Source organism: Longispora sp. NPDC051575, assembly GCF_040681875.1.
Taxonomy (GTDB): domain Bacteria; phylum Actinomycetota; class Actinomycetes; order Mycobacteriales; family Micromonosporaceae; genus Longispora.
On the sequence record NZ_JBFAZP010000001.1, the window covers coordinates 149,848 to 170,035 of the forward strand.

A 20,188-nucleotide genomic window follows, 5' to 3' on the forward strand; every position below is an offset into this window, starting at 1 on the left:
GCCGTGTCGGGACATTCTGCGGGCTCCGGGAAGCGGGCCGGGCGGCCGGGGTGCGGGTTCTATGCTGCGGGGGTGACTACCGCTCGGCGGCCAGCGTCGCGAGCACCCGGCGGAAGGCCGCCCAGTCGTCGGCCCCGACGGCGGACCGCCAGCGCGCCTCGGTCTCCTCGATGATCTCCAGGATCCGGCCCTGGAGCCGCAGGCCCCGCTCGGTCGGCCGGACGATCCGGGCCCGCCGGTCGCGCGGGTCGACCTCGACCTCGAGGAACCCGGCCTCGCGCATGGCGGCGACGAACTCCCCCAGCGACTGCTTGGTCATGCCCACCCGGGGGGCCAGCTCCGTGGGGCGCATGCCCTCGGGGGGCGTCAGCGACAGCAGGCGCAGGTGGGAGCCGCGCAGGTGGTGCGGCTCGTCGGCGACCTCGGCCTCCATGGCGCGTTTGCCGACGCTGAGCGCGGCACCGAGCAGGTCCAGGACGTGCGGGCGCGGTTCGCCATTGACCAAACTCATAAGGCAGCCTTACTATCGGCGTATACCGTCAGGTAGCCTTACCTTACTATCTCCCCCGGTGGTGCGCCATGGTCACTGAACTCCCCGAGTCCGAGCTGCGGTCCGCCGTCGCGACCCTGCTGGGCGGCGCGGTCGACCCCGGCCCGTGGTCCACCGAGCCGGTCGCGTACGAGTCCGGCTCCCCCGCCACCGGCGACCTGCTCCGGGTCCGGGGCACCGCCGCCGACGGCCGGCGCTGGTCGGTGTTCGTCAAGGTGCTCCAGCACGCCCGGCACTGGCCCCGGCTGGACCAGGTCCCCGCCGACGTCCGGGAGTGGTTCGTCCGGGACTTCCCGTGGCGCCAGGAACTCGACGCCTGGGCGGAACCGTTCGCCGGACGGCTGCCCGCCGGGGTCCGGGTGCCCGAGCTGTACCGGCTGACGGAGCTGCCCGACGACCGCGCGCTGCTGTGGATGGAGGACGTCGACGCGGTACCCGACGCGGAATGGACCCCGGACATGTTCACCCGGGCGGCCTTCGCGCTCGGCGGGCTCGCCGCCCTGCGCAGCACCCCCGAAGTCCTGGCCAGCACACCGCTACCCCCCGGGTTCGCCCTCCGGGTGTACGTGAACGGCAGGGTGCTCCAGGCCGCCGTGCCGGTGCTCTCCGACGACGCCGCGTGGCGCCATCCACTGCTCGCCGAGGTCGACGACCGGCTGCGGGCCGACCTGCTGCGGCTCGCCGACGCGCTCCCCGCCGTGCTCGACCGGCTCGACACCCTGCCGCGCGCGTTGCCGCACGGCGACGCCAGCCCGCAGAACCTGCTGGTCCCCCGCGACTCACCGGCGGAGTTCGTCGCCATCGACATCTCCTTCCAGTGCCCGCTGGCCGTCGGGTTCGACCTCGGCCAGCTGCTGGTCGGGCTCGCGCACGCCGGACACCTGCCCGCCGCCGCGCTGCCCGGCATCCACGCGACACTGGTGCCCGCCTTCGTCGCGGGCATGCGGGCGTCCGGCGTCGACGCCGACCCGGCCGACGTCGCCTACGGGTACGTCGGCGGCCTGGTCGCGCGGGCCGCGTTCACCTCGCTGCCGTACGAGCTGCTCGGTGCGCCGGTGACCGACGAGCTGCGGGCGCTGTTCCGGCAGCGCGCGGAACTGTGCCGGTTCATGGCCGACCTGGGCCTGGAACTCCTCGACCGCTAGAACACAAACCATGCGACGGGTACCGGGGCGGTGCCGGCCTGATCGTCCCCGGCAGCGCCAGCCCCGACCGGGTCGGTCAGGCCTGTTCCCAGTCGGCGACGCTGAGGGTCTCGCCGCTGTCGAGCAGTTCCAGCCCGCGCAGCGTGTTCGGCGACGTGTTCTCCGGCGGTTCCTCCATCGGGAACCAGCGGACCTCCGCGCACCGGGTCGGGTCGGCGTTGATCGGCGTGTCCTGCACGGCCGGCACGCTCAACGCGTGGAACACGAACGCCATGTTGGCCCGCTCGGGGCCGTGCCTGCGGTGGATCACCCCGACGAACTCCAGCTCCTCGGCCGTGAGCTGCACGCCGATCTTCTCCCGGGCCTCGCGGATCGCCGCCGTCAGCACGTTCTCGTCGCCGGAGACCGGGCCGCTGGGCACGGACCACTGCCCCGAGCTCTTGTGCTGGGCGAGCAGCACCTCCTCGTCGCGGGTGAGGATGATCAGGACGCCGAGCGCGTGAAGATGGGCCACGCCGACAAGGCTACGACCACCGGCCGGCTCCGGCCGACCGGGACCCGCCGGGCACCCCGACGGGAAAAGCGACGGGCCGCCCCCGTCACCGTGCAGCGCCGCCGACGCCCGGCGTGCCGTTGCCCGACGGGCCTCGTCCGGGGCGGGTGTCGACGCGCCCGCCGGACCCGCGCGGCCGGCACGCCCGAGACGACCGTGGGTCAGTCGACGACGCGGATGCGTACCCGTCGGTTGGCCTTGCCCTTGTTCTCGACCTTGACGAGCTCGATCCGGCCGATCTGCCGGGTGGACGCGACGTGCGTGCCGCCGTCGGCCTGGGTGTCGAGCCCGAGGATGTCCACGATCCGGATCTCCTCCTCGCCGGGCGGGATCAGGTTCGTCTGGGTGCGGATGATGTCGGGGATGGCCAGGGCCTCCTCGCGGCCCAGCACCCGGACGTCGACCCGGCGGTCGGCGGCGATCTCCACGTTGACGGAGGCCTCCAGCAGCGCCTTGAAGTCGGCCGGAACCTCGGGCAGGTTGAAGTCCATCCGGGCCTCGCCGGGCTCCATGTTGCCGCCGGTGACGAGCGCCCCGAAGTCGCGGAACACCACCCCGCACAACAGGTGCAGCCCCGAGTGGGTCCGCATCAGCCGGCTGCGCCGCTCGTCCGCGACGGCCCCGGTGACGGCCGTGCCGACCGGCGGGAGCGGGTCGCCCTCGGCCGGCAGCAGGTAGAAGTCCTCACCCTTGCGGGTGCCGACGATCCGGGTCTCGACACTCTGCCAGAGCAGCACGCCGTGGTCCGGGGGCTGGCCGCCGCCGCCCGGGTAGAACGCGGACCGGTCCAGCACGATGCCCTCGGGGCCGGACTCCAGGACGACGCAGTCCCAGGTCCGCAGGGTCGGGTCCAGCAGGTCGAGGCGGTCGGTCCGACCGTGGTGTGTGATCCCCATCTCAGCAGGGTATCGCGGGCCGCGCGCCGGCCCCGAGCCGGTGGGGCGGGCACCGGCGTCGCGGGTGGCCGCCGACCACTGTGGCCGGTCAGCCGCCCTCGGACGGGCCCGGGTACCTCGGGTGCGGTTCGTCGCGCGGGTCCGGATCCCGTGGGGCCAGGAAGCCGAAGAGGTCCGTCGACTCCTCGGGCTCCGGGGCCTCCGGCGCGTCGGGCGGGTCCGGACGCTCGGCCACGGCCCCCGGACACACCACCCCGCTCACCGGCCGCAGGCGTCGCGGCCGGCGCCGGTCCGCGTCCGCCCACGCCGAGTCGATCGTCGCCAGCAGTTCCTCGATGCCGCCGGACGGGTGTGGTGCGCTCATCAGCTGTCCTCGCCTCCGTGCCGCAGGGTCGCGGGCTCATCCTCACCGACGCGGGCGGGGCGGGATCGTGACGCGACGAGCGGCCGGGGACCTCGTTCGCCATCTGCGACACGGGGTCCGGGGGCGTATCCGGGCAGGTCGGTGGTTCGTTGGAGGTGAGTCCCCGGGAACGCGCGACGCGGTCCGCCGGCACCCTGGGACCTGGGTGCCGGCGGACCGCGGGGTCACCGGCGCGCGGCGCGCACCTTCCACACGACGCCGCCGATGACGAGTACCGCGAGGATGGCCGCCACGGCGTACGGGCCCCAGTCGAAGCCCTCCGTGCCGCCCGGCGTGCCCGGTGCGGCGACCTGCTTCTCCTGGAAGACCATCACCGGCTGACCGGCGACGGCCTCGACCCTGGCCTGGGCGTACGCGGCGACCGGCGCGCCGGCCTCCACCGAGACGTCCCAGACGCCCGCCGGCAGCGCGGCGGCCGCGACGAGCACCCCGGGCCGGCTGGGCACCGCGCTCAGGTAGTCCGGGCCGGCGAGCCGGCCGTCGGTCGAGGACGCCGTGACGACGGCCGCGATGCCCTCGAGCACCGGATGGTTGTCCTCCACCCAGGTGCCGGTGACCTCCAGCCGACCCTGGGCGTCGGCCGTGACCACCAGTCGCATCTGCTTGCCGTGCGCCCAGCCCGGCTCCGCCCCGAGGAGGGCGGAGGCCAGGCCGAGCACGACGGCGAGCACGAACCCGATGACCCGTCTCACGAGGAGGTCAGGCTCCAGCGCTGGGCGCGGGCCTGGGACGGGGCCTGGAGTACCAGCTGGCCGCCCTCCCCGATCCCCACGTCGAATCCGCCGAGCGACAGCGCGTACCCGTCGGGGTTCAGGGTGAGCTTCCACCGCTGACCGACCGCCTGCGCGTCGCACGTGTGCTGGACGAGCGGCACGCCGGCCGCCGCCTGCCCGAGGGCCGACACGCACTTGCCGCTGGCCACCGAGCGGATCTGCAGGGTGTCCCCGGCGGCGGGTACGAGGACCCACCGCTGGTTGGCGTAGCCGTGCGGCGCGTACGCGATGATCGGCGCGCCGTCGGTGCGCCGGCTGGCCGTCAGGTCGACGTTCTGCCCGGTGTACGCGTTGGCCATGGTCAGTTCCTTGCCGGTCGGCGCGCTGGCCGCCGCGGTGCGGAAGGTGACCTCGGGGGCGTACGCGGCCGAGCCGACCGTGATCGAGACCCGGTACTCGGTGCCCGGCCGCAGACCGGTGACCCGGACGGCGGTGGACCCGGTCGTGCCGATCGCCCGGCCGTTGAACACGACGGTGTAGCGGGTGCCGGTCGCGCCGGCCGGCCAGGTCAGTCCGACGCTGGTCTGCCGGATGTCGCGGACCGTGACCGTCGGGCGCGGGGTGCCGGACTTCGTCGGGGACGGGCCGGCGGTCTGGGTCGGCTGGGCCGACGCGCTCGGGCTGGGCTTGGCGGTGGGCTTACCGGTGGGCGAGGGCCCGGTGCTGGCCGACGGGGACGGCGACGGGTTGGGGTTCGGACCGCCGGTGCCGGTGATCAGCCAGCCGCTGTTGGCGACGTTCCAGTTGGTCGCCAGGTAGCTGCCGGGCTTGGCCGAGGTGGTGAAGTAGTCGTCGTTGTTGCAGTCGAGACGGTCCTCGTTGGCCTTGTCGGTGCACACGGTGCGCATGACCGTGCCCGCGCCGTCGTTGTAGCACATGAGGTCGTAGTCGTCGGTGCAGTGCCCGTACTCGGTGTGGTTCGGCGAGTTGTTCTGCACCGAGCCGAGGTTGTGGGTCAGTTCGTGCGCGGCGACGGCGGCGCCCCAGCAGCCCGAGTCGACCCGGGAGTAGGAGGCCACGTTGTTGTTCGTGTTCTCCTGGCCGGGGCGGTGGTCGGTGTAGAGGGTGCCGATGCCGCAGTACACCTTGGACTCGGCGAACAGCACGTACTTGCGGTCCTTGGCGGCGTACCCGAGCTTCTTCAGCGCGTTGATCGTGGCGTCGAAGTTGCCGAACGAGCCGGCGGGCAGTTCGACCGCGAGCACGTCGACCGCGCAGTCGGGGGTGGTGACGAACCGGACGTGCCGGGAGCCGCCGGTCTGCTGGGCGCTGGAGTCGTAGATCTTCTCGATGCCGGCGGACCAGGTGCGGAACGAGTTGACGTACTCGTTGAAGCGGCTGGCCTTGCCGGACTCGTAGCCGTAGAGCATCTGCACGCGCTTGCCGGTCCGGCCGTCGCCGTCGCACACCACCCCGGAGGCGGCGGGGGCGATCGGCGCGCCGGGCGGGGTGTCGGCCGCCGCGACGAGCGGGCTGTCCCCGGTGACGGGGGCGAGCGCGCCGACGCTGGTGGCCAGGTCGGTGACCGACGGCAGGGCGAGCACGCCGGGCGCGGGGGCCTTGTCCGCGGGCCTCGCCGCCGCGACCGGCTTGACCTCGCCGCGCGGGTTCAGGCCGGCCGGGGCCGGGTCGGGGCCGTGGCTGCACAGGTCGGAGCCGCCGACGAGGTACTCGCCGACGCACTTGTTGCCCTTGGGCGCGGGCCGCAGACCGTCGAAGACCAGACCGGCCCCCGGGTCGTCCGCGGGCACGCCGATCAGGGGTTCGGGCCCGGAGGCCTTCGCGCTGATCAGATCGCCCCACGAGCTGTCGGTGAGTGTGGGGGTGACGGACAGTCCCAGCACGGCCACGAGGCCGGTGACGAACAGTATCCGCCGGAGACGACGCTTCTTGGGTGCCGCATGGGTGCGCGGCAGGGGGGATGACACTCGATACCCCTTAGGAGAGGGAGTGAGGGATCGGTCACCGGTCACCTTATGGTCGTTTCGGCCAGGCTCGAAACGTCCTTAGAGAGATTTAAAGACCGGGCCGAACACCACCTCGATGGGTACTGAGGCCATGACGTTCCGTGAGTTTTCGCGCCGCCGGGTGTGACGGAACGTGCGCGTCACGCCGGGCCACCCGTCACAGCGCGCGACGGTCAGCCGGCGAACATGCCCTTCGGCGGAGCCGGGGAGGGCACCGCACCGGCGTCGGCGACCGGGCGCGCGCCGGCGGTGAAACGGTCCAGTTCCGCCCCGTGCAGCAGCCGCGCCGGGAACGCGTCCCGCGCCGCCGCCGTGGCCAGTTCCGCCACGGGCAACGGATCGGAGCTGGCGACGAGGACGACGTTGCCGAACCGCCGGCCGCGCAGCACCCCGGGCTCGGCGAGCAGGCACACGTCGGCGAACACGGCCCGCAGCGTGGCGACCTGGCCCTTGGCGAAGGTCAAAGGCGCGCCGTCGGCGAGGTTGGCGACGTACCGGCCGCCGGGGCGCAGGACCCGGGCGACCTCGGCGGCGAACTCGGTGGAGGTAAACGGGGCGGGCACCCGGGAGCCGCCGTAGACGTCGGTCACGACCAGGTCGTAACGGGCCGGGCCCGAGGCCTCGACCGCCGCGCGGGCGTCGCCGACCCGGACCCGGATGTCGGCTCCCCTGGGGGTGGGCAGCACCCGGCGGACCAGGGCGACCACGGCCGGGTCGAGTTCGACGACCTGTTGGGCGGAACCGCGCCGGGTGACGGCGGTGTACCGGGGCAGGGTCAGCGCGCCGCCCCCGAGGTGCAGGACCCGCAGCGGCACCCCGGGCGGCGCGGTGGCGTCGACCACGGAGGCGAGCCGGCGCATGTACTCGAAGTGGATCGTCGCCGGGTCGTCCAGGTCGACGTGCGACTGGGGGGTGCCGTCGACCCGCAGCGTCCAGCAGCCGGGCTGGTCGGCGTCGGGGACGAGTTCGAGGTGGCCGTGCTCGCTGGGTTCGCCGATCGCGGCGGGGCCCCGGGACCTACCCACCGAGGGTCCCGGGCCCGGGCGTCCAGTGCTCCGCGAGCAGCCCGAACAGCACGTCGTCGGTCCACTCGCCCTTGATCCAGGTGTAGGCGGGCCGCAGCCCCTCGCGCCGGAACCCGACCCGTTGGAGGAGCCGGGCGGACGCCGCGTTGCGCGCGTCGCATTCGGCGGACACCCGGCGCAGGCCCCGGCCGAACAGGTCGGCGAGCACGGCGCGGACGGCCTCGGTGGCGTACCCGTGGCCCTGCCGGTCGGCGGCGAGCGTGAACCCCAGGTCGGCCCGCATCCTGTTGTCGTCCAGCCGCACCCCGACGTCCCCGACGAGGCAGCCGTCGGCCCGCAGCTCCACGGCGTACTGGAACCAGCCGGGCTCCGAGGGGTCCCCGGTCGCGAAGGACCGGGCCAGCGCGACGGCGTCGGTCTCCGACAGCGGCGGGGTCCAGGACTGGTAGCGGGCCACGGCGGGGTCGGACCGGTACGCGGCCAGCGCGGGGGCGTCCGCGGGCCGGAAGCGGCGGAGGATCAGGCGTTCGGTGTCCAGGAGCACGTGAGCAGTATGCCGCGTGTGTCCGGGACAGTTCCCGCACCATCTGACAATACATTGACAGTGATGATTCTCTCAGGGTGCCGGGCGCTAGCGTGACCCCGACAACGTGAACCGAGCGCACATTTCTCCGGGGAGGGCCGATGCCGGTGGGCGGGCTGGAGAGCCTGGTCTCTCCGTACGGGCTGGTCGGGCAGGTGGCCCGGTTGCAGATCGCCGACGGCGAACCCCGGTTCCCGGTGGTCAGCGGCAGCGTCGGCGACCTCGGCGCGGTCCTGGACACCCAGGCCGGGTTCGGCGCGCACGACCCGGGCATGGGCAACATCGACGGGGCGGGCGGCGACCTGGACCCGGAGCGCGCGGCGTTCCTGGCGATCGCGGAGTCCCTGGAGCGGTACTCCTCCTGCGCGTGGCGGCCCGAGCGGATGGTCTGGGCCTCCGCCCGGGACCTCGGGGTCGACCTCGCGCGCTGGCCGGCGTGCTCGGCGGCGGAACTGGCCGACCCGGGCGGCACCCTGCTGGCTCAGGATCCGGACGGGCCGATGCGCTGGGTCGAGGGGTACTCGCTCACCCACGACCGGCCGACCTACGTGCCGGCGCTGCTGGCCTGGCTGAAGAACCCGCCGCAGTCGCGCGCCGAACGGTTCGCGCACATGGTGTCCACCGGCTGCGCCACGCACACCGACCCGGTCGCGGCCGTGGTCGGCGGGCTGCTGGAGGTCGTGGAGCGCGACGCGATCACCCTCGCCTGGCTGCACCGGCTCCGGCTCCCCCGGCTGGAGGTGCTCCCCGGGGAGCTGACCGCCGAGCAGGAGCGGGCGGTCGCGCGCGGCACCGTGGAGCACCTGCGCACCGTGCTGTTCGACGCGACCACCGACCTGGGGATCCCGGTGGTCTACGGGCTCCAGCTCGCCGACCACGACCCGACGCTCGCCCAGCTGGTGTCCGCCACCTGCGACCCCGACCCGGGCCGCGCGGTCGCCAAGCTGTACCGGGAGGCCACGTCCGTCCGGATCGCGCTGCGCAGCATGATCGCGACCGGCGCCCGGGACTACGCCGCCGACACCGTCAGCGTCGTCGCCGGGGCGCTGCGGATGGGACGGCGCGAACAGCGGCCCCGGTTCGACTTCCTGCTCGACGGGGAGCGCCCCGCGCACACCCTCGCGGACCTGCCCCGGCCGCCCTCGACCACGCCCACCGCCGTGCTCGGCTGGCTGCTGGACCGGCTGTCCGCGCGCGGCTGCGAGGTGATCGTCGTGGACCTCACCACCGACGAGGCCGCGCAGGCCGGCTCGACGGTCGTGCACGTGCTGGTCCCCGAGCTGATGCCGCTGTCCTTCGACCCGTACGCACGCTACCTCGCCCACCCCCGGCTGTACGACGGGCCGGCGCGGATGGGGCACCCGGCCCTGGCGGAGGAGGAGCTGAACCGTGACCCGCAACCGTTCGCCTGAGGAGGGGCCGTGACCCGCCTGACCGTGCTCGCCGCCGGGGACTTCGGGGCCGCCGTGGCGTCGCGGCTCGCCGACCGGTACCCCGGCAGCGAGGTCGTCGACACCACCACCCGCGAGCACCTGGCCGACTGGCCCGCGCTCGACGTCCTCGTCCTCGCCGCCGGGTACGACGAACCGCCGCTGGTGGAGATGGTGGAGCGGGCGGCGTTCGCGTGGCGGCGGCCGTGGTTCCCGGTGCTGCTGGAACACTCCCAGCTGCGGTGCGGGCCGGTGGTCGTCCCCGGCGTGACCGCGTGCCACGTGTGCTTCCGGCGGCGGCGGCGCCAGCACGCGAAGAGCCCCGAACTGTGGGCGGACACCCCGGCGCCCGTCCTGCCGGGGACCCGCGAGCGGGTGACGGGCTGGGCCCGGTACCACGTGGAGCTGGGTTTCGGGTTGGCTGTGCGGGCCGTGGCCGACGCCGTCGAGCCCACCCCGGAGGCGCCGGGCGGCTGGGTGCGGACCGTCGGGCTGGTGGACGGGGGCGTGCGGCGGGCCGGGGTGGTGGCGGTGGACGCGTGCGGGCGGTGTCGCGACGCCTCGGCCCGGCCGCGCAGGACCGCCGAGCTGGTGGCGACCCTGCGGGCGGCGGTCGCGGCGGGGCGCGGGGCCGACGGGCGCCCCGGAGATCGGCCCGTCCGGTCCGGGCACGTGGACTCGGGGGAACGGTGATGGCCGACCAGCCGATCAGCGCGCAGACGATGGCCCGCGCCGCGACACACGACCCGCAGTTCGCGGTGCCCGCCCGGCCCCGGGTCCGGCGCGGCCTGGTGATCCGCCGGTACGACGACCGCCTGGTGGTCGAGGGCACGCCGACCCGGCACGTGCTGCGGGGCCGGGCCGCCACCCAGCTCGTGCCCCGGCTGCTGCCCCTGCTCGACGGGGTCCGCGACCACGCAGCGGTGGCCGCCGAGCTGGGCGTGAGCACCACGACCGTGTTCACGGTGCTCAGTCTGCTGTGGACCTGCGGGGTGGTCGAGGAGGCCGCGCCCGACACCGACGTGTCCTGGGTGCCCGGGCCGCTCGCCGACTACCTGTCCCGGATCGGCGACGCCACCGAGGCCAACGCCGCCTGGGAGGGCGCCGCCGACCGCCTCGCGACCGCCCGGCTCCGGCTCACCGGCGACCCGCGCCTCGTCGCAGCGCTGCGCACCGCCCTTTCCGGGACCGTGCCGCGACTCGACGCCGAGGACCCGTCGCTGGTGGTCGTCTGCGTAACCCCTTCACACCCTCTCGACCGGGTACTGGCCGCCGCGTGCTGGAACCAGGGCACGCCGCTCCTGCACCTCGGCCTGTCCGGTGACGTGGTGGAGATCGGCCCGTACGTGGACCGCCGGCTCGGCCCGTGCCTGGACTGTCTCCTCGACCCCGCCGCCGCTCCCGGAGGGTCCACAGTGGATGACCTGGGGTTGGCCGCCGCGTTGGCCGCCGCCGACCTCGTCGCGCTGCTCGGCCGGGCCACCCGGGTCGGGCTGCCCGGCCGGTGGCGGCGGATCGGGCTGACCCGGCTGGCCCAGTCCGGGCGCAGCGGGGTGAGCCGGCCCGGCTGCCCGGCGTGCTCGACCGTGCCCGGGGAGCCCCGGCCGGCCCCGGTGTCCGCGCGGTACGAGGCGGCCGTGGCGCTGCCGCCGAAGGAGTACGCCGACGTCAAGGCGCACCAGGTGCACTACCAGCCGGCGAACGTGGCCCTGCAGCGCGGGCACAAGACGTGGCCGGTCGCGCCCCGGCAGAAGATCCCGCCCGCCGACCTGGGCCTCCTGCCGACCGACGCGGGGCTCCCGCCCGCCGGTGTCGACGGTCCACGGCGCGTCGCCCCGCTGGACGGCGAACGCCTCGCGCTGCTGCTGGCCGTGGCCGCCGGATGGCAGCACGAGACCCCCGACCGGGTGTGGCGGTGGACCGCCAGCGGCGGCAACATCGGCTCGGTCGTGGCGCACGTCCTCGTCCGCGACCTCGACGGCGTGCCCCCGGGCGTCTACGGCTACGTGCCCGCCGGCCACGAACTGGCCCTGCTCCGCCCGGGCCGGCCGGCCGCCTGCTCGCCGGACTGCGGCGCGCCCGCCTGCCTGCTGTTCACCGGGGACCTGCCCCGGGTGGCGTCCAAGTACGGGGCGTTCGGGCTGCGGGTGGTGCTGCTGGACGCCGGGTGCGCCCAGGCCGCCGTGCTGACCGTCGCCGGGGCGCTCGGGGTGCCGGCCCGGCCGGCCGTGGACCTCGACGACGAACGGCTCGGCGACCTGCTCGGCATCGACCTGGACGCCGAACCGGTGACGGCCGTGATCCACCTGGGGGAACCGATCCGCACCGGATCCCACGCGACCGGCCACGGCGAGGAGTCACGATGAGCGCGATCAGCCTGACCGTGGACGTGCTCCGCTCGTTCCGCGAACCGGGTGCTCCGACCGCCCCGGGCGCCCGTCCCGCCACTCCCCCGCCCGACGCGATCGGCCCGCCGGTCCCGTTGCCGGCCGCCGCCGCGCCCCGGCCCGGCCTGCTCGCCGAGGTGCTCACCCACCGCCGCGCCATCCGGCACTTCCGCGCCGAACCCGTCGACCTGGCCACCCTGCTCGGCGCGGTCGCCGACGGCATGGCCGCCGACCGGGCCCGCTGGCCGGGCGAGCACCCCCTGATCCCCGTGCTGGTCGCCCAGCACGTGGCCGGACTACCCCCGGCCGTCTACCGGCTCGACCCCGGCGGCGCGACCGCCACGCCCGTGATGGCCCTGGCGGGCCGGGCCGCGTACGAGGAGCTGACGTTGCAGAAGGAGTTCGCCACGGCCGGCGCGATCGTGTCGCTGCTCGGCGACCTCGACGCGGCGGACTCCGCGCACGGCGGGGCCGGGTACCGCACCCTGATGACCCGGGCGGGCGGGGCCGGGTACCAGATGTGGCTGTCCGCGATCTCCCACGGCCTGGTCGGCAGCGTCTTCGCGGGCTTCCTGCCGGCCGCGGTCCGCACCCCGCTGCGCTGCGACGGGGTCACCCGGCACCAACTGTTCGCGCTGGCGGTCGGCCCGCCCGGCGCGGACCCGTCGACCTCCGCCGGCACCGGTCCGGCGGACGTACCCCAGGAGAGGGGGTGAATCCCATGGATCTGGAACTCGAGCTGTTCGCCGAGGTCGCCGACGGCCCGTTGGTGATCGAGGAGCTGCCCGACGGCAACTCGCTGTCGGTGGTGGCGTGCGTCATCAGCTGCGTCGTGACGCACGCGTGCGCCACGGAGTGTCTCGGCACGGCCAGCACGGTCACCTGCGGACCGTGCGCGTCGTCCGTCATCGGGCACTGAGCTAGGGAATCCCCGGCTCCGGGCTGTCATCACCATCCCGGAGCCGGGGACCCGCACGCAGTATGCCCCGGGCGGGCGGTCCGCCGGGGACCCGGAGGTCTCCGGCGCCCGCCCTGCGTCGCGTGATCACGTCCGGTCCGCCGGAAGCCCGCCGTGAGCCGCACGCCCGGCTCCAGACCCCGGCCGGAAGGAGGACCGTGGCACATCCGCGCCTGCGCGACGGCGTCCAGCTGCTCGTCGGCATGGACGACCTGCCGTTGGCCTACGACGGCGGCACCGGCCGCTACCACCGGCTCAGCGGCGCGGCGGTGGCCACGTTGCGGCTGCTCGACGGCACCCGGTCGACCGAGGAGGTCGCCGGGCTGCTCGCGTCCGCCCGGCGCCAGGAACCGGCCACCGCCCGGGCGGAACTCGACCTGTTCCTCGGGACACTCGACCGGGCCGGCCTGCTGCACGGTACGGCCGCGCCGGTCGCGGTTCCCCGCCGTCGTTCGCCGCTGCTGCCCCGCTTCGTCGTGACCCGTTCGCTCCCCCGACTGCTCGAACCCGTCGCCGCCCCGCTGCGGACCGGTCGGCGGGCCGCCGCCGCCATGGCGGTGCTCGCCACGGCCGGCACCGTCGGCACGGTCCTGGGCGTGGCGGGGTTCCTGGCCGCCGCCCGGCCGCCGGACTGGAGCGTCGCGTTCGGGATCGCCGCCGTGCTGCTCGTGCTCCAGGTGTGCCTGCACGAGGCCGCGCACGCGCTGGTCTGCCAGGTCCAGCGGACCCCGGTCCGGGGCGCGGGATTCGCGCTGCTGCTGTGGCTGCTGCCGGTGGCGTTCGTGGACCGCACCGACGCGTACCGGATCCGGTCCCGGAGCGGTCGGCTCGCCCTGACCCTGTCGGGGCCGCTGTGCGACGGGGTGTGCGCGGGCGTCACGGCCGCGCTGGCGCTCACCGGGCACGGCGGGGACGTCGCCGGGCACCTGCTGGTGTTCCAGACGTTCGCGCTGCTGCTCAACGTCAACCCGTTGCTACCGGGCGACGGGTACGTGGCCGCCGAGGTCGTGTTCGGGCTCGTCGACCCGCGCGGTCGGGCCCTCGCGCTCCTGGGGCACGCGGTGCGCCGCCGGGCGTTGCCGCCGCACCTGGCGAGCCTGCCCGCCCGTACCCGTCTGGTGTTGGGGGTCTACGGGGTGGCCTGTCTCGGGTATCTGGTCCTGGTGGCCGTCGCCACGGCGAAGGCGCTGCTGTCACTCGGCGCCTGGCTGCTGACCTAGGCGGGTTCATCCCTTGTGGACTCCCTGGTCGACACCGGGGCCCCGTGCGCGGCACCGGTGGGTGGGCGGACCCAGGTGGTGGTCCGCCCGCCCGGACTGCGCGTCTAGCCGGCGTTCTTCCCTCCCAGGTTCTTGCCCTTGTCCCGCATCGTCGTGGTCTTGTCCGCCGCCTTCTCGGCCTGCTGGCGGGCCTGGGTCGCCGTGCCCTGCTGGGCGGACGCGGCACCGTTCTGGGCCATGCCGTCGCTGAACGTCGCATGCATGTCCGTGTCGTCGTCGCGCGACATCCCAGGCGCCGGCATCCCCGGCTGTCTGTTCTGCCCGGACATGTCCGGGCGCTGCGGATCGGACCGGTTCTTCTTGCCCATGTCAGCCTCCTTCGTGGCTGCCCACCACGCTAGGAGAACCGGACGGGTCCCAGCAGGCGAAAAGAGGTACATCCCCGAACCTCACCGACGGGCCCCGCCGCGCCGGACCGGCCCCGACACGCCGGTTTCCCGACACGCGCCACCACCTTCGAATCGTCGGCGGGAGCGTCGTAGTCGGGCGCTCACCAGACGTAGTCACAGGGGCCCCAAACCTCCCCCGGACGGGTGGGAACCGTGTGCGAACGGCCACGAAAACCCGCCAGGACTTGGCGACCATCGATGTCACCCGCCAGGGTGGGCAGGCCCAGTCCCCCGACCACGGAGGGTGTCGCGTGCGACATACCAACGAGACCGAAGAGCTGGATGGCCCGGGTAATGCCGCAGGTCACAGCACTCTCTTCCTGAAGATCACCACCTGGCTGCGCCGCTCGGAACTACTCCGCGTGACGCGCCGGCACTACATAGCCGCCGCCGTCCTGCTCGTCGCCGGCCTCGTCGCGGCGGTCACCTCGCTGCACCAGTCGCCCGCCGCCCCCTCGGCGGCCGCCGACAAGCCCCGGGCCGTCGCCGACCGGGCCGACCGGGCCCAGCGGGCGGCCAGCCCCGCGCCCACCACGGCGGCACCGCCCCCGGCCGCCGCGCCCGCGCCGAAGCCCGCGTGGGTCGCCCCCGTCGGCCGGTACTCGTTCACCAGCCCCTTCGGCCAGCGGTGGGGCGCCGCGCACGTCGGCGTGGACCTCGCGGCCGGCACCGGCACCCCGATCATGAGCGCCGCCGCCGGCACGGTCGTCCTCGCCACCACCTACGACTGGGGCGGCTACGGCTTCGCGGTCGTCGTCGACCACGGCGGCGGCATCCAGACCCTGTACGGCCACAACTCGCGGGTCGATGTGACCGTGGGTCAGCACGTCGAGGCCGGGCAGACGATCGCGCTGATGGGCAGCACCGGCAACTCGACCGGTTCGCACTGCCACTTCGAGATCCACACCGGGGGTGGCGCGGTGCTCAACGGCAACGCGATCGACCCCGAGCCGTTCATGCTCGCGCACGGCGTGAACCTGCGCACCCTGGCGCAGCCGGTGGAGCCCAGCCACTAGCGGGTGGCTCCGGCCCGCACCCCCGGGCCGACGAAGGCCCGCCGCCGGTCGGGCGAAAGGCCCGCCGCTGGCCGGTGGGGGCCGATCCCGGGCTGGCGACAGACCCGCCGCTGGTCGGCATACGCCGGTCCCCCGAACCGGTGAAAGGCCCGCCCCGGACCGGTGAAGGTCCAGGGCGGGCGCGGACCACGAAGGACCCCGACTCCCCCGTGCCGGGGTCCTCCGTGGTGGTCTACAGGACCTGCCAGTCCGGCTGGGTGCCCCGGATCAGCGGCTGCCGGGTGCCGTCGGCGCGGACGAGCACGATCCAGTTCGCGCCGTCGCGTTTCGCCACCACGAGCAGGGCGTCGCCCGCCGGGGACGGCGCGGGCTGGGCGTCGCCGTCGTCACCCACCAGCCGGTAGTCCCCGCCGGTCGGGTTCGCCGAGTTGACCTGCACCGGCGTCCACGTCTGGCCGTCCCCGGTCTCGCGCTGGGTCGTCCACAGCACCCGGGAACCGTCGGCGGTGAAGGCCGGCGTCGTGGAGTAGCCGGGCAGGGCACCGCCGCCGCCGTGCACGCCGAGCGTGGTCTCCGCGTTCGTCGTCAGGTTCAGCACCGTCAGGCAGTCGTCGTGGATGCCGTCGCACCCCGTGCCCGGGTACGCGATCAGGGTGCCGTCCGGCGACCAGGCCACCGAGCGCGACTCCCGCAGGTTCGACGGGCCGGCGTCACGGGCCAGGGGCTCGGCCGCGGTGACCGTCGCGTTCTGGTCGAAGCCGACCCGGACCCGGTACAGGTAGCCGCCGTCGAGGAACGCCAGCCACCGGGCGTCCGGCGACCAGGCGGGACCGCTGGCGTGCCGGCCGTGCGTGACCTGCCACCGCGACACCTCGCCGTTCTCGTAGATGTTCGCCAGCCACAGGTCACCGGCGTGCACGTACGCGAGCTGGGAGGCGTCCTTCGGGGACCACCGGGGCCACGAGGACAGGCCGTCGCGGGTGACCTGGCTGGTCGTGCCGTCCTCGGCGCGGACGTGGATGTTCCCGTCCCGGGCGAAGGCGACGGCCCCGGCCGCCCCGGGCGCCACGGCGTGCGCGGGGGCCCCGACGGCGGACGCGGCCGCGCAGGCGACGGCTGCCAGGGTGATCCGGGCGAAGAACCGCACGTTTCCTCCAACATCGGTGTGACTGGGCGAAACCCACGCTAACCCACCGAAGCTGGACCGTCTCGAATGTGGGAAAACTGACCGCCCGGGTTGACAGCACCGGCCCGGCCGGGTGACGCTGGGCCCGTCAGGCGCGCCCGAGCGGGCGCGGCCGGGGCGGAGAGGCGCTGCGACGGACCGGGTCCGCCACGCTCGGCCCCGGTTCGGGAACAAGGGCGCCTCCTTCCCCGGAGGCCAACCATGACTTCCCCCGTCCTCGTCGGCCGGGTGGCCGCGCTGTGGCGCCACCCCGTCAAGTCCATGGCCTCGGAGGCACTGTCCGAGGTGGACGTGTCCTGGCACGGCCTCACCGGCGACCGCCGCTGGGCGTTCGTCCGCGACGACGTCGCCCGCAACGGTTTCCCGTGGCTCACGATCCGCCAGCGGCCCGACCTGGTCCGGTACCGTCCGACGTTCACGGAGCCCGACCGGCCCGACTCCTCGGGTGTGACCGTGGCGACCCCGTCGGGCAAGGAGTTCGACGTGCTCGACCCGGTGCTGGCCGCCGAGCTGGGCGTCGGGGTCCGCGCGATGAAACTGGACCGGGGCACCTTCGACGCCCTGCCGCTGTCCCTGCTCACGACCCGGACCGTCGCCGACCTCGGCACACTGGTCGACGCCGACCTGGACATCCGCCGGTTCCGGCCCAACCTCGTGGTCGAGGCCGTCGGCGACGCGGAGTTCCCCGAGGACGCCTGGGTCGGGCGGGGCCTGCGGATCGGCGGACTGCGGATGCGCGCGGACCGGCGGGACAAGCGGTGCGCCATCGTCAACGTGGACCCGGAGACCGCCCACCGCGACCCCGGGATCCTGCGGACCGTCGCGCGCGAACGGGACCTGTGCCTCGGGGTCTACGGTTCCGTGGTGGAGCCGGGGCGGGTCGCGGTGGGCGACGCGGTCCTCCTCGACCCCTGACACACCCTTTTCCGGGTACTGGCGGGACGCGCCCCGAAACTCCCGTGCCCGCACGCCGGCCGGCCGATAGCGTCCCCGCCATGGACACTCCCGCCCCGTTCGACCTGGCCGAGTTCTACGACGCGTACCCGCGGGTCGAGGAGGAGTTCCAGGCCGACCTCGACGAGAGCCTCGACCCCAGCGGCCCCGAGCTGCTCTACGACCTGGTCGCGGACCTGGGACTACCGGCCCGCGCCGATGTCCTCGACGTCGGCTGCGGCGAGGGCGGACACTCGCTCCGGCTGGCGGACCGGTTCGGCTGCACCGTGCGCGGCTTCGACCCCGTGGCCCGCCACGTGGAACTGGCCCGCGCGGAGCTCGCCGGCGCCCGGCCCGAACTGCGGGACCAGGTCTCCTTCGCCCCGGGCTCCGCCGGCTCACTCCCGGTGCCGGACGCGTCGGCCGACCTCGTCTGGTGCCGCGACGTCCTCGTCCACGTGACCGACCTCGACGCGGCGTACGCCGAGTTCCGCCGCGTCCTGCGGGACACCGGCCGGGTACTCGTCTACCAGATGTTCGGCACCGCCCGCCTGGAACCGCGCGAGGCGGGCTGGCTGTTCGGGACCATGGGCGTCGTCCCGTCGAGCGCCGACCCGGGCCGGACGGAGAGTGCCATCGCGTCGGCCGGCCTGCGGATCGACACGTGCCGGGAACTGGGCACCGAGTGGGGCGAGTTCGCCGAGGAGCGGACCGGCAACGGCGGCCGGCAACTCCTGCACGCCGCCCGGCTCCTGCGCGAACCCGGACGCTACGCCGGGCGGTACGGGCAGGGCGCCTACGACATCATGCTGGGCGACTGCCTGTGGCACGTGTACCGCATGATCGGCAAGCTGAGCCCCCGGGTGTACGTGCTGTCCGTCGCCTGAATCGACGGGTGCCCGGCCGTTGTCCACCGCCTGACCTGTGGGCCGTGCAGCGTTGGGCCGGCGGTGGGGTGGTGGCTGTCAGGCAGTGGGGTGGAGTGGCGGCCGTCCGGCAGTGGGATGGGGTGGCGGCCGTCCGGCAGTGGGGTGGCGGTGCGGTGGCCGCCGTCCGGCAGTGGGGTGGCGGTGGGCTGGCGGCCGTCCGGCGGCGGGCTGTGGGCCGTTCGGCGGGTGGGTGCGCGGGGCCCGTCGCCGTGGGACGGGTGGTGTGGGCTGTTGTGGACCGCCGAACGGCCGGTGTAGGTTGGCGCGCAATATCAACACCAGGGCAGGGACCATCCCCATGACGCGCTTCACGATCACCATCACGCCCGACGACGAGGCGCTGGCGACCACCAGTGTGCGGGTCGACGCCTCGGACTCGGTGGTGCACATCACCGAGCTGCTGATCCGGGCCGGGGCGGGCGGGAGCCTGTCCGCGGAGCAACTGCCGGCCGTGAACCTGGAACTGTTGCTGCGGGCGGTGACCCCGGCGATCGTGGTGACACCGGCGGCCGGAACCGTCGCGGTGGAGTCCGGGGTGTCCGGTGTGGACGCCGCACCGGCGAAGGCGCGGAAGCGGTCGGCGGCGGGGGCGCGCGCCGGGCGGGTGGTGTCGGCCGAGGCTGTGGTGCCATCGGGTGTCCAGGAGCCTGCGGCGGCGCCGGCTGTCGAGGGGCCGGTAGTCCAGGAGCCCGCTTCTGTGGCGCCTGCGGTCGTGGCGCCGGCACCGGCAGCGAAGCGCGGCCGGCGTAAGGCCCCGGCAGCGACGGCGGACGGAGGCGGGACGGAGAAGCAGGTCGCTGGTGTGGAGATCGCGCCGAAGGAGACCAAGCGGTCCCGTTCCAAGGCTGTGGCGGCGAGCGTGCAGGACGTGCCCAAGGGCAAGTCCAGGACCAAGGGCAAGGCGAAGCCCGAAGCCGCGCCCGCGGAGGTTGCCGATGCGGCTGTCGCCGTCCCTTCCGGTGAGGCCAAGGTCGCCGCACCGCGCGCCCGGAAGACCACAGCCAAGTCTGCGAGCAAGAGCGCGACAAAGGCACCTTCGGCTTCCGCCCCGGCTTCGGCGCCGGCACCAGCACCGGTTTCGGCTCCGGCTCCGGCACTAGCTCCGGCTCCGGCTCCGGCTCCGGCTCCGGCTCCGGCTCCGGCCGCAGGCTCGGACACCGCTGAGGCCAAGCCCAAGGCCGCCCGCAAGCGCGCCGAACGCTCCGCCCCCAAGCCCGCCGGTAGGCAGGCCCAGAAGGCGATCCCCGCCGCCGACGTCGACCCTGCCACCCCGCCGGCCGACGCCTCGGCCAGCGGACGGGTCTACCGGCGGATGCCCGACGACCTGGCCGAGGTGTTCGCCCAGGCCGGCACCGTGACCGGCGTCGCCGACCACTACGACGTCCCCCGGCACACCGCCCAGAACTGGGTCAGCCGCGCCCGCAAGCAGGGCTCGATCGCCGGCTGACGAAGGATCCGCCCGTCCGGAGCCGGGAATGCGGTCGACCTGGTGCGGGGAGGAGCCCGAAGGGGTCATCGCGAACGCGACGAGCAAGTCACGCTGCTAGCGGGCAGACGAGGACCGGTCCTGCCAGTCCTCGGTCGAGATCCGACCATAGAAGGCGAACCGCAGCCCAACGAGGTTGTCGACAGACCTGCATCGGGTCCTTTGGCGCCCTCGCCTGTTGGGTTGGCGGATCACCAGCCCAGCGGGCACGCCAGCAGGGCCTCCGATTATGGTGCTCTAGCTTCCTCGGACCTCCAGTTCATCGGACATGGTCCAGG

Annotated in this window: 21 protein-coding genes; 11 read left to right on the forward strand and 10 right to left on the reverse strand. The window is 74.5% G+C overall.

The window, feature by feature from the left end:
• Nucleotides 1-76: 76 nt before the first annotated feature.
• Entirely contained in the window at nt 77-511 is a 435-nt protein-coding gene (locus tag AB0M43_RS00650; RefSeq protein WP_363719774.1) for a MarR family transcriptional regulator, read from the reverse strand.
• Nucleotides 512-579: 68 nt separating this feature from the next.
• Between AB0M43_RS00650 and AB0M43_RS00655 the strand changes: the two genes are divergently transcribed.
• On the forward strand, nt 580-1,695 hold the full coding sequence (locus AB0M43_RS00655; protein WP_363719776.1) for a hypothetical protein: 1,116 nt from the start codon (nt 580-582) through the stop codon (nt 1,693-1,695).
• Between the two features lie 76 nt (nt 1,696-1,771).
• Here AB0M43_RS00655 and AB0M43_RS00660 read toward each other — a convergent pair whose 3' ends face one another.
• The 7 genes from AB0M43_RS00660 to AB0M43_RS00690 all read right to left on the reverse strand — a co-directional run bounded on the left by AB0M43_RS00660 (nt 1,772) and on the right by AB0M43_RS00690 (nt 7,877).
• On the reverse strand, nt 1,772-2,209 hold the full coding sequence (locus AB0M43_RS00660) for an NUDIX domain-containing protein (protein WP_363719778.1): 438 nt from the start codon (nt 2,207-2,209) through the stop codon (nt 1,772-1,774).
• 200 nt (nt 2,210-2,409) lie between these two features.
• Nucleotides 2,410-3,144: an alanyl-tRNA editing protein gene (locus AB0M43_RS00665; RefSeq protein ID WP_363719780.1), complete on the reverse strand. Its 735-nt coding sequence runs from the start codon at nt 3,142-3,144 to the stop codon at nt 2,410-2,412.
• 88 nt (nt 3,145-3,232) lie between these two features.
• The gene (locus AB0M43_RS00670) at nt 3,233-3,508 is read right to left on the reverse strand and encodes a hypothetical protein (RefSeq protein WP_363719782.1); all 276 of its coding nucleotides are present in this window, start codon (nt 3,506-3,508) and stop codon (nt 3,233-3,235) included.
• A gap of 224 nt (nt 3,509-3,732) precedes the next feature.
• Entirely contained in the window at nt 3,733-4,260 is a 528-nt protein-coding gene (locus AB0M43_RS00675) for a hypothetical protein (RefSeq protein ID WP_363719784.1), read from the reverse strand.
• Nucleotides 4,257-6,269, reverse strand: coding sequence for an RICIN domain-containing protein (locus AB0M43_RS00680; RefSeq protein ID WP_363719786.1), 2,013 nt, complete (start codon nt 6,267-6,269; stop codon nt 4,257-4,259). The genes AB0M43_RS00675 and AB0M43_RS00680 overlap by 4 nt, the downstream gene beginning before the upstream one ends.
• 212 nt (nt 6,270-6,481) lie before the next feature.
• Nucleotides 6,482-7,333: a fused MFS/spermidine synthase gene (locus AB0M43_RS00685; RefSeq protein WP_363719788.1), complete on the reverse strand. Its 852-nt coding sequence runs from the start codon at nt 7,331-7,333 to the stop codon at nt 6,482-6,484.
• The gene (locus AB0M43_RS00690; RefSeq protein WP_363719790.1) at nt 7,326-7,877 is read right to left on the reverse strand and encodes a GNAT family protein; all 552 of its coding nucleotides are present in this window, start codon (nt 7,875-7,877) and stop codon (nt 7,326-7,328) included. Before AB0M43_RS00690 ends, AB0M43_RS00685 begins: the two co-directional genes overlap by 8 nt.
• Nucleotides 7,878-8,017: 140 nt before the next feature.
• Here AB0M43_RS00690 and AB0M43_RS00695 point away from each other — a divergent pair, with 140 nt between their 5' ends.
• The 6 genes from AB0M43_RS00695 to AB0M43_RS00720 all read left to right on the forward strand — a co-directional run bounded on the left by AB0M43_RS00695 (nt 8,018) and on the right by AB0M43_RS00720 (nt 13,911).
• A complete protein-coding gene (locus AB0M43_RS00695; RefSeq protein ID WP_363719792.1) occupies nt 8,018-9,328 on the forward strand; it encodes a YcaO-like family protein in 1,311 nt (436 codons plus the stop codon).
• A 9-nt stretch (nt 9,329-9,337) separates the two neighbouring features.
• Complete coding sequence (locus tag AB0M43_RS00700; RefSeq protein WP_363719795.1) at nt 9,338-10,039, forward strand: TOMM precursor leader peptide-binding protein; 702 nt, start codon at nt 9,338-9,340, stop codon at nt 10,037-10,039.
• On the forward strand, nt 10,039-11,712 hold the full coding sequence (locus AB0M43_RS00705) for a tpaE (protein ID WP_363719797.1): 1,674 nt from the start codon (nt 10,039-10,041) through the stop codon (nt 11,710-11,712). The genes AB0M43_RS00700 and AB0M43_RS00705 overlap by 1 nt, the downstream gene beginning before the upstream one ends.
• Nucleotides 11,709-12,449 (forward strand): nitroreductase family protein, encoded by a 741-nt coding sequence (locus tag AB0M43_RS00710; RefSeq protein ID WP_363719799.1) that lies wholly within the window; start codon nt 11,709-11,711, stop codon nt 12,447-12,449. Before AB0M43_RS00705 ends, AB0M43_RS00710 begins: the two co-directional genes overlap by 4 nt.
• Nucleotides 12,450-12,454: 5 nt before the next feature.
• A complete protein-coding gene (locus tag AB0M43_RS00715; protein ID WP_363719800.1) occupies nt 12,455-12,652 on the forward strand; it encodes a hypothetical protein in 198 nt (65 codons plus the stop codon).
• A gap of 197 nt (nt 12,653-12,849) precedes the next feature.
• A complete protein-coding gene (locus tag AB0M43_RS00720; RefSeq protein ID WP_363719802.1) occupies nt 12,850-13,911 on the forward strand; it encodes a PqqD family peptide modification chaperone in 1,062 nt (353 codons plus the stop codon).
• 104 nt (nt 13,912-14,015) lie between these two features.
• Here the strand turns inward: AB0M43_RS00720 and AB0M43_RS00725 are convergent, their stop codons facing one another.
• Nucleotides 14,016-14,279, reverse strand: coding sequence for a hypothetical protein (locus tag AB0M43_RS00725; RefSeq protein ID WP_363719804.1), 264 nt, complete (start codon nt 14,277-14,279; stop codon nt 14,016-14,018).
• A gap of 332 nt (nt 14,280-14,611) precedes the next feature.
• Between AB0M43_RS00725 and AB0M43_RS00730 the strand changes: the two genes are divergently transcribed.
• Entirely contained in the window at nt 14,612-15,376 is a 765-nt protein-coding gene (locus AB0M43_RS00730) for a M23 family metallopeptidase (protein ID WP_363719806.1), read from the forward strand.
• Nucleotides 15,377-15,608: 232 nt separating this feature from the next.
• Here the strand turns inward: AB0M43_RS00730 and AB0M43_RS00735 are convergent, their stop codons facing one another.
• Nucleotides 15,609-16,523, reverse strand: coding sequence for a hypothetical protein (locus tag AB0M43_RS00735; RefSeq protein ID WP_363719808.1), 915 nt, complete (start codon nt 16,521-16,523; stop codon nt 15,609-15,611).
• 240 nt (nt 16,524-16,763) lie between these two features.
• On the opposite strand from AB0M43_RS00735, the gene AB0M43_RS00740 reads away from it, so the two are divergent.
• The 3 genes from AB0M43_RS00740 (at nt 16,764) to AB0M43_RS00750 (ending at nt 19,871) form a co-directional block, all read left to right on the forward strand.
• Nucleotides 16,764-17,477: an MOSC N-terminal beta barrel domain-containing protein gene (locus AB0M43_RS00740; protein ID WP_363719810.1), complete on the forward strand. Its 714-nt coding sequence runs from the start codon at nt 16,764-16,766 to the stop codon at nt 17,475-17,477.
• An 80-nt stretch (nt 17,478-17,557) separates the two neighbouring features.
• Nucleotides 17,558-18,382, forward strand: coding sequence for a class I SAM-dependent methyltransferase (locus tag AB0M43_RS00745; protein WP_363719812.1), 825 nt, complete (start codon nt 17,558-17,560; stop codon nt 18,380-18,382).
• Nucleotides 18,383-18,722: 340 nt separating this feature from the next.
• Nucleotides 18,723-19,871, forward strand: a complete 1,149-nt coding sequence (locus AB0M43_RS00750; protein WP_363719814.1) for a hypothetical protein — start codon at nt 18,723-18,725, stop codon at nt 19,869-19,871.
• The last annotated feature ends 317 nt before the right edge of the window (nt 19,872-20,188 follow it).